The organism is Nostoc spongiaeforme FACHB-130 (genome assembly GCF_014698475.1).
In the GTDB taxonomy this organism is placed as follows: Bacteria; Cyanobacteriota; Cyanobacteriia; order Cyanobacteriales; family Nostocaceae; genus Nostoc_B; species Nostoc_B spongiaeforme.
Genome location: NZ_JACJTB010000012.1, coordinates 72,777 through 86,065, shown reverse-complemented (window position 1 = coordinate 86,065; position 13,289 = coordinate 72,777). Strand labels below are relative to the sequence as shown.

Sequence of the window (13,289 nt, the reverse complement as noted above, 5' to 3'; positions counted from 1 at the left end):
AACTTTGATAAGCTTGCAATTGTTGGGTTACACTGCATTTTAGGCAACCTACGTTTGTTTATTTTATTCCATGTTTTTCGCTAACCAATGTCATCCATGTATAGCGATCGCCTATAGAATCAAATTCTGGATCAAGTTTCATCGGTAATCTGATGCGCCAAAGCTTTTTGCCTAGTATTTGCCAATTAGGATAGAGCAGCTTAGGCAAAATTTCTTGATATTCAATCTCACATATCTCAAAAGCTTTCCAGCTAAACCTGGGACTCATCCCACCACCAGCCCAACCCCTGAGCAGAAGAATATTGAGAATATGTAATGGGGGGAAAATGTTACAAGCGGTTAAGTTGGGTAAGTCATATAAGAAAGTGGTTAAAGGCTCTTCTCGTTCACTACATTCACATTTACACCAATCTTGTCTCAGGGCAACCGCATCTAAAGTATAAAAATCCTTTAATAACAAGGGTTTCGGCGTTTTATAATTTATCCTCTTTTTTCGCCAATATCCTTATCTGGTAAGGGTTTCAGAAATACCCTGCGTTCGCCCTGAATCTTGTCTAGAATATTTTACAATTCTTTCCATAATTCTTGAAAAGAAATCTGATTTTAAATTTTAACGCATAATTTTTATGAATTTCAATTGCTTATACTCGATAAGATAAAAAGTCATCTGGTAAAAATGATTCCTACAAAGTACAAAAGTAAACTTTCACGTTTAATGTCATACCCTATTAGTGCTGGAATATTATCAGAAGCACTATCAGATACACCTCAATTCGACTATCTTAGCGTTGCTTTTTCTGATTCCTGTCAAGAACCAGCTAAGATTAAAAATCCTGCGAAAATTTTGAGTATTAACTATGGATATTCCTTGGTTAGCTTGACTAGCTCTAATAAAGTCATAGAGTCTGGCTGGTATGAACCGAAGTGGTCAATTACTGTTTATCCAGTACCGCGAACTTGTGTGAGTGTGGTAAAAAGCCAGTTGATAGAAACAGGATTGGAAAAAATGAAGCAATGGTTACATCAGTATAAGGATGCTACTGGCAAAGTTGGTAGATGTCGATTACAGTTTTTCTATGACTTAGAAACAAATGTGCTGAGTTTTAGTGAAGATGAAAGTCTCTCTGGGTAAATTGACTTTTTGTTGTATTAGCCTAATAGCAGGAATCTAAAAAGCTAGTAAGTTAGGTGAATTGATAGCATAACCCAACATTTAAAAATATTTTTTTTGAAAAAATCTCAGTAAGGGCTTAGCCTTCGCCCTTACCTGTAGGGAATAGGAAGCTAGTAAATTAGCTGGAGAGATAGGGATAAAATCCATTGTAATTATTAACTACGCTGCCAGATTTTAATGGTTTTATCTAAGCTGGCACTGACTAACATATCACCAGAAGTTGTGAAGGCTAGGGATGTGACTATATTACTATGTCCGGTAAATGTACCTAGCAATTCTCCGGTGTTGAAATGCCAGAGTTTAATGGTTTTATCTGCACTACCACTGGCGATAATTTGCTCATCTGGACTGAGGGCGATCGCATATACTCGATCAGTATGACCTTTGAGAGTGCGAATTAATCTGCCTGTCTCTAAATGCCAGATTTTGATTGTCTGATCCCAGCTACCGCTAATTAACCACTGTCCATCAATACTAATAGTTAGGGAACGCACAATGTGAGAATGTCCAGTTAAGCTGTGCAGTGGTTCGATTTCTTGTAGGGTGCTACATTCTGAAAGTTGGGCTGTTTTCCAGACTTTGATTTTGCGGTAACTACCAGTCACCAAGGTTTTGCCATCGGGACTCAAGGCCAGGGCATGGGCAGCTGTATCATCTAAAGATAGAGCGATCGCTACCTGACGCTGCATTAAATCCCAAAACAGAACTTTTCGATCATCGCCACCAGTGGCTACCATCCGCCCATCTGGGGTAAAAGCAGTACAGCGCACTACACCATTATGTTTGTGCAGGATATCAATCAATTCTGGTGCGCCGACGTGCCAAATTTTCACTGTCGAATCTGCACCAACACTGACTAATGTATGACCATCGGGGCTGAAAGATATAGAGTTTACATCATCCACTAAGCCTGATGCTATCCAAGGCGCTTCGGATAATGTATCAATTAATTCTCCTTTGCTTAAATCCCAAAGTTTGGTTTCGCCGCGACTCCCACTAGCTAAAATCGGGGTGACATTGCCATTATGACAACGGGAAGCAAAATCAAGGCAATAAATCCCTCTAGTATGACCTTTTAATGTTTGCCAAAATTCCCAATCACCAATGATTTCTTTTTGGGGATGATCTGATGAGACAATTTGAATGCTTTCTGCGATCGCTTGCTCTTCAACTGTTGGCAATATATCTTTTTTAGTAGTCTTTTTCGCTGTGAGTGACTCTAAATACCAACTTAATCCTCCTGCATATAACAGGCTACTGGGAGTCACATAAGATTTAGTTTCCGAGAACTCCAGTTGATGACTCGGCAAAAACCCAGCAATTACAGCGTGCTTTTCATAGCCTAATTTGCCATGAGAAGGATAAAACAGACACAAGAAAATTAAAACTTGGTGCTGGCGTAACTCATCTTGAGTGACTGTCCACCTAATTTTATCTTTCTTGATACCGTTAAAACTTTCGCCATCAGCAGCATAAACTAACACGCTGTGTTTTGGACTATCAGCTAGGCAGTATGTAAATTTACTTTCGCCGCGTAAATTGCCTTCATCATCTAACACCATATTTTGAATAGTGTCTTGGGGCAACTTTTTCACTATCTTACCCAGCCGTTCCGCCATCACTTGTTCAACAATTTGCTCTCGCAAAAGATAATCTTGTGCTTGTTGTTGAAAGTGTTTGGGGTAAGGAATCACCCAATCAGGCGGTTCGGGATATTCTGGCGGTATAGGTGGCGGATTTTTGGCGAGAATTTCGGCTTGTTGGCGCGATAATTCTTGGATTTTTGCCAATGAATCACCCCAAAATGCCATAATTTCGCTGTGACAACCTTTAACTTGACTGTCCAGTAAAGATAGGTCGTAAGTTTTAGGTTTTTTAATACGTTGAAGGAAATCAGCTTGCTGGGCTTGAAGTAAGCTAATCCAATCCATCTGCATTCCAGCGATACAATTTTGCATACCTACGGTAAGCTATACCAACGTAATTACTCAAGTTTATAACTTCTAGTAAAATAAAAATTCGGTAATCTTCGCAGTCTAACAGAACACATTTATGGAGATGTATCTGTAAAGTTCAGTGTGTAAAGATCACTCAAATCTCAGCATAATGATCTAATTGATACCACCTTGGGATCAGCAAGCTTCTTTGAGATTTTGCAAAAAGACTTTTAGTCAAAACTTGCTCCTAAAATCTCAAATCGATATTGGGTATGAGTTAGATAGACTTCTATGATGTCCAATAATTCTATCGGAACTAGAGAAGAAGATACTGTTTTCTAGAAACAGTAATATTTCTAAAGACTAGTATGATTTAAGCAGAACTCGCAGGTTATTGGCAGAGTTTTGGGCATTTTGGTTGATGATAGCTATTTTTACTAAATTAAGAAGATTATGCTCTAAAAGTGGCAGAAATTTTTCCACAATTGTATATACTAACAAACTGCAAAAATGCTTGATTCACTAGGAGTTTAGGAAACAGAATGATGATTGCGATCGCTGGTTTCTAGCTGTTTAATTTTCATCTGTAAATCAAATTCTTCATGACTGACTATTGTTTCTAAATTGGCTATTCTTTGCTCTAATAGTTCTAATTGCTGTGGTTGTAAAGCACCAGATGGCGATTTTTTCTCATCAGTCCGCCAAATAGCGATCGTTCCGGCTGTAGCACCACCAAGAGCAGCTAAAGGTAGCAATGCCCCACTTCTCGTCACAGCCGAAAGCGGAATACAAACGGCTAAAATACCTACTGTGATTCCCCAAATTCTCGTGGTAGATATTACTCTGATATCTTGAGATGTGTTGGTCATCTGTCTTTCTCTATATAGAGTTACTTGCTAGAATCGCACGATCGCCAGCAAAAATACCTCCTACGATGGGATTAAGCAAAAATACTCTACTGAATTTTAAGTATTAAAAATAATGCGTAACCCAACAACATGAAGATATAGCAGTCCTAACAGACAAGGAAGACGAGGTAGACAAGGAGGAGATGTTTGTAACTGATCGAGTATTGCTATGGATACTGAGTTTCGTTTTCATCTCAGCCGCAAGAATGTTCACCTTACTCAGCACTCAGCACTTTCAACTCAGCACTCTTCATAATTTGATACAATCCCTGGAGCATAAGTAATTTAGTAGTTTCGCAATTCGTTATGACAAGTGAATCATACATTTTTCTGGCTGGGGCAAGTCGTGGTGTTGGCAGAGAAATTGCCAACTATTTAACAGCACAACAACTGAAAGTTAAAGCACTGTTGAGAACTGAAACGGCTGCGGCTGAATTACAAGCAACGGGTGTGAAGACTGTTTTGGGTGATGCAATGAATGTTGGTGATGTGGAAGCAGCTATGCTCACCAATGAACCCATCCACACTGTTATTAGTAGTATTGGTGGTTTACCGACAGATACCGAAAAACCAGATTACCCAGCGAATAAAAATCTCATTGATGCAGCTATCAAAGCCGGAGTCCAAAAATTTATTTTAGTAACTTCCATCGGGACTGGTAATAGTGTTGGTGCATTATCTCCGCAAGCATTGGCGGCGCTGCAATCAGTTTTAGTCGAAAAAGACAAAGCCGAACAATATTTAATTGCCAGTGGACTTACATATACTATTATTCGTCCTGGTGGACTGAAAACAGAACCAGCTACAGGTAATGGCGTTTTAACTGAGGACACAAGGATTGTTGGTAGTATCCATCGTGCGGATGTGGCGCAATTAGTTTGTCGTTGTTTAAATAGCGATCGCACCAATAATAAAATTTTGTCAGCAGTAGACAAAAATATGCTATTCGGACAAATAGAATTTGCCCCATTTAGTTTAGATTAGGGAATCGGCAAGATAGCGCCAGAAATTGATATGCTAAAAACCGAGACCAGTGAAGCAAAGCAGAAATAATTGCTCAAGTCTCGCCTCCTGCCTTCATAATCATTTTTGCAAACAATGCCTGCGCCTACTATCACTCCAACGATCGCCTCTTTTCCCTTGACTGCCGTAGTCGGTCAAGAAGCGATAAAATTAGCCTTGCTGTTAGCAGCAGTCGATCCTGGTTTGGGAGGAGTGGCGATCGCAGGTCGTCGCGGTACGGCAAAATCTGTAATGGCGCGTGCTATTCACGCCCTACTCCCGCCAATTGAAGTGGTTCCCGATTCAATTAGCAACTGCGATCCCACCCACCCCGAAGAATGGGACGATTTACTGTTAGCCGAATACGCCGAGAAAGATATTCAGGATGTCCCTACACAAATCATTCCTGCACCCTTTGTCCAAATTCCTCTCGGTGTCACAGAAGACCGACTTTTAGGTTCTGTAGATGTGGAACAGTCGGTGAAGCAAGGAGATACAGTTTTTCAGCCTGGCTTACTCGCCTCTGCTAACCGGGGTGTACTGTACGTAGATGAAATCAATTTATTAGATGACCAAATATCAAATCAACTTTTAACAGTATTATCTGAAGGGCGTAACCAAATTGAGCGGGAAGGAATTAGTTTTCAACATCCTTGCAAATCTTTATTTATAGCCACTTACAACCCAGAAGAAGGCGCACTGCGAGAACACTTACTCGATAGAATTGCGATCGCTCTCTCGGCTGATGGTGTACTCGGTTTAGATCAACGAGTAGAAGCAGTAGAACAAGCGATCGCTTTTTCCCAATCTCCCCAAGAATTTCTTCAGCAGTACAGCGAAGACATCGACGGACTGAAAACCCAAATTATCCTGGCGCGGGAATGGTTAAAAGAAGTCACCATCACCCATGACCAAATCGCTTACTTAGTCAATGAAGCCATTCGCGGTGGTGTCCAAGGACACCGCGCCGAGTTATTTGCTGTGCGCGTCGCCAAAGCCGCCGCCGCCTTAGAAGGACGCACAACTGTCAATGCCGATGATTTACGTCGCGCTGTCGAGTTAGTAATTGTACCACGAGCAACTGTAGTCCAAACACCGCCGCCCGACCAACCACCACCACCTCCTCCCCCACCACCACCACAAAACCAAGACGAGTCAGAACAAGACCAGCAAGAGGAAGAGGAAGACAAAGAAGAAGACCAACCAGAAGAACCAGAAAATCAAGAACCACCAAGCATCCCCGAAGAATTTATCTTCGACCCAGAAGGTGTAATTCTGGATGACAGCGTGCTGTATTTTGCCCAAATGGCGCAACGTCAAGGTAAATCAGGCAGTCGTAGCTTAATTTTCTCCGAAGATCGGGGACGTTACGTCAAGCCGATGTTACCCAAGGGTAAAGTCCGGCGCATTGCCGTAGATGCTACCCTGCGAGCTGCTGCACCTTATCAAAAAGCGCGGCGTGAAAGACAGCCAAACAGAAAAGTCATTGTTGAGCAAGGTGATATTCGCTCAAAACGCTTGGTTCGTAAAGCCGGCGCATTGGTAGTATTCGTAGTAGATGCTTCTGGCTCGATGGCTTTGAACCGGATGCAGTCAGCCAAAGGTGCAGTCATGCAACTGTTAACTGAGGCTTACCAAAACCGCGACCAAGTAGCTTTGATTCCCTTCCGGGGAGAACAAGCAGAGGTTTTATTACCCCCAACACGTTCTATCGCTTTAGCAAAAAACCGTTTAGAAAGATTACCTTGTGGTGGCGGTTCACCGTTGGCGCATGGTTTAACCCAAGCTGTACGTGTTGGTTTAAACGCCCAAATGAGTGGCGATATTGGGCAAGTTGTAGTGGTAGCCATCACGGATGGCCGGGGTAATATTCCGTTAGGGCGTTCTTTAGGCGAACCCCAGGAACCAGGAGAAAAACCGGATATCAAAGGCGAGTTATTAGAAATTGCTGGCAGATTTAGAGCTTTGGGAATGCAACTATTGGTAATTGATACCGAAAGTAAATTTGTTTCCACTGGTTTTGCCAAAGAACTAGCCCAAACAGCCGGAGGTAAGTACTACCATTTACCAAAAGCTACCGATAAAGCCATTGCTGCTATGACCAGAGGTGCGATCGCTGATCTAAAATCACGCTAGTTAGTCAATGATCAATGGTCAATGACCATTGATAGCTTTCTCCCCATATAACTCAGCACTTTTTAAACCTATGGTTCAGTCTTCTAATCAACGGCTGACTGTGGAAGAGTTTCTCGCACTTCCCGAAGGTGATATTACATACGAATTTGTTGATGGTGAAGCTGTTCCTAAATACAAAGACGATGAAATGTCGCCTAAGTTTTTCCTAGCTTCAACTACTGGTGCTTTATTAATATTATTGTCTGCATGGGCAGAAAAAAAAGGGCGAGTAGTAGTTGAATGGTCAGCCAAATTAACCCGAAACCAACAAGATTGGGTACCCGTCCCTGATTTGACGTATATTTCTTACAACCGCCTCGCTGCTGATTGGTTGCAAGATGAAGCTTGTCCGGTTGCACCCGAATTAGTGATTGAAATTATCTCACCAGGACAAACTTTTGGAGACATGGCTGAAAAAGCCACAGATTATCTCAAAGCAGGTGTTTCGCGTGTTTGGATAGTCGATACAAAAGCTAGAACTATTACTGTATTTACCCCAGCTTCCTTACCTATCACGTATCGCCATCATCAAGTAATTACTGATGATTTATTGCCAGATTTAGAAATTAGCCCTAACGCTATCTTTCAACGTGCAGGCTTAAATTCCTCAAATTTATTTGAATAGATGAAATTCTTTTTGGAGACGACACCCTGACTTATATGCCCATGAAGACCAATACTAAACATTTAAAGTAATAAGTGGTTGGGCAAGATTAAATTTATGTGTTGAGGCAGAGAATATTTAACAGGAAAACAATGTTATTAATTAATCTTGTCTAAGTACTTAAATCCAGAACTTTGTTTATTATAGCGGTAGTCAGATATGTTAGGACGTTTTGAAAGCTTGAATGCCAGGAATAATAAAACTTTTACCTCCTGCCTCCTGCCTCCTGCCTTCTGTCTCCTACTATAGTTAGAAGCGATTGGAGTTATAGAGTTTTCCTGTCAGCAATTTTGTAGTATCAAACATCAAGACCCTGAAGCCACAGCTTGAGGCTGCAAATAATTAATCAAATCATTAATGCCCTTTTGCAAATACCGTGTCACGGTCATTGGACTGGTACCAATGTTCTTAGCGGCATCTTTGCGTGAAAGTTCTTTTAAGAATACCATTTCTACTGCCATCCGGGGTTTGTCTTCTAGCATATTAATTGCCCCTTGGAGTTGTTGGCGTTCTTCTTCTTGTTGCTGCATCACCGCAGAACGAGGACAAGGTAGTGCTTCACCTAAAGTAATTTGACAATCAACATAGTGAACTGCTGTAGCATCCAAACTCAAAGGCATCCGATTTTGTGCAGCTAACTTTGTTTCTTGCCATTCTTGTACAGAAACCTTCAGTACCTTAGCAATTTCTGAATCTTTGGGAGGACGACCTAAAGATAATGCTAATTCTTTGCGAATTTTTTGTCCTTCATTGTACAATTCTTGCCAACGACGAGGAATTTTTAATAGCGTACTGCGATCGCGCAAGAAATGCAGCATCTCACCACGAATATATGGCACAGCAAAGGAACTAAACGCATATCCTTGACTGGGGTCAAAACGCTCAATTGCCCTAATTAAACCAAAATAACCGATTTGTTCTAAATCTTCATAAGGTTCATTACATTGATGGCTAAATTTATGAGCCATCTTTCGCACTAAGCCAGTATGTAACTGTACAAGTTGATTACGAAGTTTAATTGAGGGGTTCTGGTGGTATAAGTGTAATAACTCTATCCCATCAATTCGCATAGAAGACTCAATTGCTGCCATATCAATTCCTTTGTATTAACTCCTTTTCCTAGAAAAACGGAGTTGCGTATATAGTTCTTCAAAGCTGTAATTATTTTCCTTAGACCACGCTGATTAAACCATCGTCGTTCCACTGAACTTAATTCGGCTCTATCTCTGGTATTCAGTGTTTTTACGCATGATTTTCCTAACTTAGTTGTTGCAGGTGATTAGTGTTTTATCTATGAACTTGCTGAGTTAATTAATATTTATTTTTCGTAGCAAACCTAGATATTTTTGTAGTTAAATGCTGGGCTGATCCAAAAATATCTAGGCATTGGTAGGCAATGTACCAAAAATCAGCAGTTGAAATTTTTGATTTAACTATATTTCTCTCAGAAAATAAAAATATTGCAAAATATTAAAATTAAGATTTATCTCACAAATTGTTGATTACAAAAACTAATGAAATTCCCCAAACCTAACCACAGCTAAGTTTGTCAACTTGAGTATCATCAACAATTGCTTCCGGATTTTGAATTTTAACGGCTGAATTATTCTGCATCATTGTTGCAGGCTAAGGTTAAGCACAAAATCCCCTAGCTGATAAATGAAAATCTTGGTAAGAATAGGAATATACAGAACTTTTTTGCGCGAAAAACTCAAGTATGAGCAATACAAGTAACTTTCGTGAAGCTATCCGAGACGCTAGAACCCAAGCCCTCATCGGCCCAAATGTCATCGCTAATGCCTTACCTTACGTTGGTGGTGGTCTTGTTCTCACTGCCTTGGGAACCTACGGTGGTTTAGGCGTTATCCGTACTAACCCTGAAATTTTCTTCCCGACCTTTATTGGTGCGGTAATTTTAGAATTAATTCTGTTCTTCGTTGCCCAAAACGTTGCTGAAAAAGGCAACAAAGGTATTGCCCTGCCTTTATTGGCAACCTACAGCCTTTTATCTGGGTATACTCTCAGTGGTTTAGTATTTGTCGCCTTAAGAACCCAAGGTGTTGGTATTCAAGGCATCGGTTTAGCCGCCCTTGGTTGTGGTGTCACCTTTATTGTTGCCCGTCAAGTTGGTTCAAATTTGTCTGAACAAGACGGAATGGCTTTGACAAAAACCATCAGTCTCGGTGTTATCGCCTTGATTGTGGTTTGTGCAGTGCAATTTCTCTTTGCTTTGTTTGGTGTTTATACCCCAACTTGGCTAGAAATCGGCATTTCTGGTTTAGGCGTGTTTTTGTTTGTGGGAGTATCTGTCGTGGATTTCTACATCCTGCCCCGTACTTACCGCGACGACCAATACTTACCTGCCGCTTTGTCGATGTATTTGACTTACATCAACCTGTTTGTCTTTATCTTACGGCTGCTGATTGCCCTCAATGGCCGCGATTAAGTAACGATAAATAGCAAAATTTAAGAAATTTTTAACCGTGGTGCAAAATTACTAGCCACGGTTTTTTCATTGCTTTGCAATATAAATATTTGGTCATAGCAAAAGAATTGCCTCAACAGCCGCTAAAATCAAAAAAACAAATAAAATCTAAAGAGCAAACTTAGAAACTCTATCCAAGTAGCTCTAAATTTAGCCAGCACTATGGAAGTCTTAGAACTCAAACGCGAAATCGAAACGTTGTCTAGCCGCCTGGGTAAAACCCAGGACTATCTTTGACGTACCTGCACTGACAGCGAAAATTCACGACTTAGAACAAATATCAGCGCAGCCAGAATTTTGGGAAAATCAAACTGAAGCCCAAAAAACGCTGCAAGAACTTAACGAACTCAAATCCCACTTGGATACTTATAACCAGTGGCGAGCCAGTTTAGAAGATACTAAAGCAGTGGTGGAACTGTTGGAGTTAGAAACCGACGAGTCACTACTGCAAGAAGCAGAATCTACTATCACTAAGCTCAACCGTGACCTCGACCAGTGGGAGTTACAACAGCTACTTTCTGGCCCTTACGATGCGGAAGGGGCAGTGTTGACAATTAACGCTGGTGCAGGTGGTACAGATGCTCAAGATTGGGCGTTTATGCTGCTGCGGATGTATACCCGTTGGGCAGAAGCACATGGTTATAAAGTAGCACTCAGTGAAGAATCTGAGGGTGATGAAGCTGGGATCAAATCAGCAACTCTAGAAATTACTGGGCGTTATGCTTATGGTTATTTGCGGTCAGAAACAGGTACACATCGCTTAGTGCGGATTTCACCTTTTAATGCCAATGGCAAACGGCAAACTAGTTTTGCTGGGGTGGAAGTGATGCCACAAATCGATAATTCTGTACAGTTGGATATTCCAGAGAAGGATTTGGAAGTTACGACATCCAGGGCTGGTGGTAAAGGTGGACAAAACGTCAACAAAGTAGAAACGGCAGTCCGAATTGTGCATTTACCGACAGGTCTAGCTGTGCGCTGTACAGAAGAGCGATCGCAGCTGCAAAATAAAGAAAAAGCCCTTGCCCGTCTCAAAGCCAAACTGCTAGTTATCGCCCGTGAACAAAAAGCGCAAGAAATTGCCCAAATTCGCGGTGATATGGTGGAAGCTTCCTGGGGTAATCAAATTCGCAACTACGTATTTCATCCTTACCAGATGGTAAAGGATTTGCGTACCAATTCCGAAACAACTGCGATCGCTGATGTGATGAACGGCGACCTCGATATGTTCATCCAAGCCTACCTACGGCAAGAAAATCAGCTAGTAGATAGTAGTTCTGGTTAATGAACTGTTGGGGGTAAGGGTGCAGGGGTGTAAGCACATATCTTGCAACCTAACCCCAATGAATGGAATTCGTGGCTACACAAACTAAGTCCTCGGACTAGCACAATCAATGGTTTGTAACCCGCGTAGGCGGGTTTTGTTCGTGTAGCCGCGACTTCAGTCGCTGGGTGCAATATATTGCACCCTAACACCTTCTCCAACTGAAAATAGACAAAATGGCAAGATAAATGTAAGGAAACTGTTACATTTATATATAAAAGAGTTGGTTACGAAATCATTATGAGTGACTCTCCCTCAACGGAACCCCAACCAAGCTACGTCAAACTTGCGATGCGGAATATGGTACGCAAGGGCGGTACTTCCATAAAACATTTTTTGTTATCGACTGTGGGGCTATTAGCTGTTTTAATTGGTCTTGCTTACTTAACCCGTTAAAGACCAAGAAAAATCCTGCATTGCTGAGGAGTGTTTGTACTTGGTACAAGTTGAACTAAATTTGCAAGATATTTTTTCTGAGTCTTCCCCCGAATTAGCTGTCAATGTTGAGGCGGAAACTTGGGAGAATTGGTTTCATCGCTGGTTAGAAAATCTTCAATCTGATTTACCGCCAGCGCCAAGCTATGAAATAGGGCTGCGTTTAACAGATGATGCAGAAATTCAATCATTAAATGCTCAATACCGACATCAAGATAAGCCTACAGATGTGTTAGCCTTCGCTGCATTAGAAACGGATTTTCCAGACTATGCGGAAATGGAGGATGAACCTGTGTATTTAGGTGATATTGTGATTTCGGTAACTACCGCCCAACGCCAAGCCCAACAACAAGAGCATAGTTTAAAAACTGAGTTAGCTTGGTTAGCTGCTCATGGGCTTTTACACCTTTTGGGCTGGGATCATCCTGACGATGAGAGTTTAATGCAAATGCTAAAGCAGCAGGTAATAATACTGGAGACAGTTGGTATTGATATTGACATAGAATATTAAAGTTTTTATGTCTGTCAGTGTTAATTTTTAGGCATCCTTTTATAATACTCGTGTAGAAAATTGCCGAGAAGTTGATTGGATGAGTACAATCAGCTAAAATTCCCAGTTTACCCAAATGTATTATTCTATTTTTTAGCTTATGTCCCAACAAGTTTCTCCTCCACCGCCAAACAAGCTATCATCACTGATCACTAAGGAAAGGGAATTCTCGTGGCAAGTTGCTGCTAATTTATTTGTGAGCTTTAAGTATGCTTGGGCTGGTATTACTTACAGTTTTCAGACTCAACGCAATTTTCGGATTCATGTGAGTTTTTGTGCTTTGGCGATCGCATTAAGCATATTCTTGCATTTGTCACCTGTAGAAATCGCTGTCATTGGGATTACTAGCGGCTTAGTTCTAGCACTTGAACTACTCAACACTGCGATCGAATCTTTGGTAGATTTAACCGTCAAGCAGACCTACCACGAATTAGCCAAAGTTGCCAAAGACTGTGCGGCGGGTGCGGTGCTTGTTTCTGCTTTAGTCGCTATCTTAGTAGCTTGTACCTTATTGCTACCGCCATTAATCATATTAATTATGTCCAAGTTTTAAGTTTAGATATTAGTCAAACTTATCCATAAAAATTTCTCAACCTTGAATGACATAATTACTGACGCTGACGGCTAGAATCTGG

At 41.2% G+C, this 13,289-nt stretch carries 13 protein-coding genes; 9 read left to right on the top strand and 4 right to left on the bottom strand.

Annotation, left to right across the window (positions count from 1 at the left end):
* Positions 1-58: 58 nt before the first annotated feature.
* Positions 59-460, bottom strand: coding sequence for a hypothetical protein (locus H6G74_RS11925; RefSeq protein ID WP_190967874.1), 402 nt, complete (start codon positions 458-460; stop codon positions 59-61).
* Positions 461-715: 255 nt separating this feature from the next.
* On the opposite strand from H6G74_RS11925, the gene H6G74_RS11920 reads away from it, so the two are divergent.
* Positions 716-1,132: a hypothetical protein gene (locus tag H6G74_RS11920; RefSeq protein ID WP_242051207.1), complete on the top strand. Its 417-nt coding sequence runs from the start codon at positions 716-718 to the stop codon at positions 1,130-1,132.
* Between the two features lie 197 nt (positions 1,133-1,329).
* Here the strand turns inward: H6G74_RS11920 and H6G74_RS11915 are convergent, their stop codons facing one another.
* Together H6G74_RS11915 and H6G74_RS11910 are read right to left on the bottom strand one after the other, a co-directional pair.
* On the bottom strand, positions 1,330-3,132 hold the full coding sequence (locus H6G74_RS11915) for a WD40 repeat domain-containing protein (RefSeq protein ID WP_190967872.1): 1,803 nt from the start codon (positions 3,130-3,132) through the stop codon (positions 1,330-1,332).
* 509 nt (positions 3,133-3,641) lie between these two features.
* On the bottom strand, positions 3,642-3,980 hold the full coding sequence (locus tag H6G74_RS11910) for a hypothetical protein (RefSeq protein ID WP_190967871.1): 339 nt from the start codon (positions 3,978-3,980) through the stop codon (positions 3,642-3,644).
* A 345-nt stretch (positions 3,981-4,325) separates the two neighbouring features.
* On the opposite strand from H6G74_RS11910, the gene H6G74_RS11905 reads away from it, so the two are divergent.
* The 3 genes from H6G74_RS11905 to H6G74_RS11895 all read left to right on the top strand — a co-directional run bounded on the left by H6G74_RS11905 (position 4,326) and on the right by H6G74_RS11895 (position 7,821).
* Positions 4,326-5,003 (top strand): SDR family oxidoreductase, encoded by a 678-nt coding sequence (locus H6G74_RS11905; RefSeq protein ID WP_190967870.1) that lies wholly within the window; start codon positions 4,326-4,328, stop codon positions 5,001-5,003.
* A 114-nt stretch (positions 5,004-5,117) separates the two neighbouring features.
* Entirely contained in the window at positions 5,118-7,157 is a 2,040-nt protein-coding gene (gene bchD, locus H6G74_RS11900) for a magnesium chelatase ATPase subunit D (protein WP_190967869.1), read from the top strand.
* A 70-nt stretch (positions 7,158-7,227) separates the two neighbouring features.
* A complete protein-coding gene (locus H6G74_RS11895; protein ID WP_190967868.1) occupies positions 7,228-7,821 on the top strand; it encodes a Uma2 family endonuclease in 594 nt (197 codons plus the stop codon).
* A gap of 344 nt (positions 7,822-8,165) precedes the next feature.
* Here the strand turns inward: H6G74_RS11895 and H6G74_RS11890 are convergent, their stop codons facing one another.
* Positions 8,166-8,951: an RNA polymerase sigma factor SigF gene (locus H6G74_RS11890; protein ID WP_190967867.1), complete on the bottom strand. Its 786-nt coding sequence runs from the start codon at positions 8,949-8,951 to the stop codon at positions 8,166-8,168.
* 626 nt (positions 8,952-9,577) lie between these two features.
* On the opposite strand from H6G74_RS11890, the gene H6G74_RS11885 reads away from it, so the two are divergent.
* From H6G74_RS11885 to H6G74_RS11865, 5 genes are all read left to right on the top strand, one after another.
* Complete coding sequence (locus H6G74_RS11885; protein ID WP_190967866.1) at positions 9,578-10,306, top strand: Bax inhibitor-1/YccA family protein; 729 nt, start codon at positions 9,578-9,580, stop codon at positions 10,304-10,306.
* A 201-nt stretch (positions 10,307-10,507) separates the two neighbouring features.
* A protein-coding gene (gene prfB / locus H6G74_RS11880) for a peptide chain release factor 2 (protein ID WP_190691778.1) occupies positions 10,508-11,630 on the top strand; the annotation gives its coding sequence in 2 pieces (ribosomal slippage) (positions 10,508-10,579 and positions 10,581-11,630; 1,122 coding nt in all).
* Positions 11,631-11,909: 279 nt separating this feature from the next.
* Positions 11,910-12,065, top strand: a complete 156-nt coding sequence (locus H6G74_RS11875) for a DUF3285 domain-containing protein (RefSeq protein ID WP_083468722.1) — start codon at positions 11,910-11,912, stop codon at positions 12,063-12,065.
* A 40-nt stretch (positions 12,066-12,105) separates the two neighbouring features.
* A complete protein-coding gene (ybeY, locus tag H6G74_RS11870) occupies positions 12,106-12,615 on the top strand; it encodes an rRNA maturation RNase YbeY (RefSeq protein ID WP_190967865.1) in 510 nt (169 codons plus the stop codon).
* Between the two features lie 139 nt (positions 12,616-12,754).
* Complete coding sequence (locus H6G74_RS11865) at positions 12,755-13,207, top strand: diacylglycerol kinase family protein (RefSeq protein WP_190594990.1); 453 nt, start codon at positions 12,755-12,757, stop codon at positions 13,205-13,207.
* Positions 13,208-13,289: the final 82 nt, after the last annotated feature.

What these genes read in the sequence shown, in the direction of transcription:
- H6G74_RS11920 (WP_242051207.1), top strand. Translation starts at nt 716, where the DNA reads ATGTCATACCCTATTAGTGCTGGAATATTATCAGAAGCACTATCAGAT.
- H6G74_RS11915 (WP_190967872.1), bottom strand. Translation starts at nt 3,132, where the DNA reads ATGCAAAATTGTATCGCTGGAATGCAGATGGATTGGATTAGCTTACTT.
- H6G74_RS11910 (WP_190967871.1), bottom strand. Translation starts at nt 3,980, where the DNA reads ATGACCAACACATCTCAAGATATCAGAGTAATATCTACCACGAGAATT.
- H6G74_RS11905 (WP_190967870.1), top strand. Translation starts at nt 4,326, where the DNA reads ATGACAAGTGAATCATACATTTTTCTGGCTGGGGCAAGTCGTGGTGTT.
- bchD (WP_190967869.1), top strand. Translation starts at nt 5,118, where the DNA reads ATGCCTGCGCCTACTATCACTCCAACGATCGCCTCTTTTCCCTTGACT.
- H6G74_RS11895 (WP_190967868.1), top strand. Translation starts at nt 7,228, where the DNA reads ATGGTTCAGTCTTCTAATCAACGGCTGACTGTGGAAGAGTTTCTCGCA.
- H6G74_RS11890 (WP_190967867.1), bottom strand. Translation starts at nt 8,951, where the DNA reads ATGGCAGCAATTGAGTCTTCTATGCGAATTGATGGGATAGAGTTATTA.
- H6G74_RS11885 (WP_190967866.1), top strand. Translation starts at nt 9,578, where the DNA reads ATGAGCAATACAAGTAACTTTCGTGAAGCTATCCGAGACGCTAGAACC.
- H6G74_RS11875 (WP_083468722.1), top strand. Translation starts at nt 11,910, where the DNA reads ATGAGTGACTCTCCCTCAACGGAACCCCAACCAAGCTACGTCAAACTT.
- H6G74_RS11865 (WP_190594990.1), top strand. Translation starts at nt 12,755, where the DNA reads ATGTCCCAACAAGTTTCTCCTCCACCGCCAAACAAGCTATCATCACTG.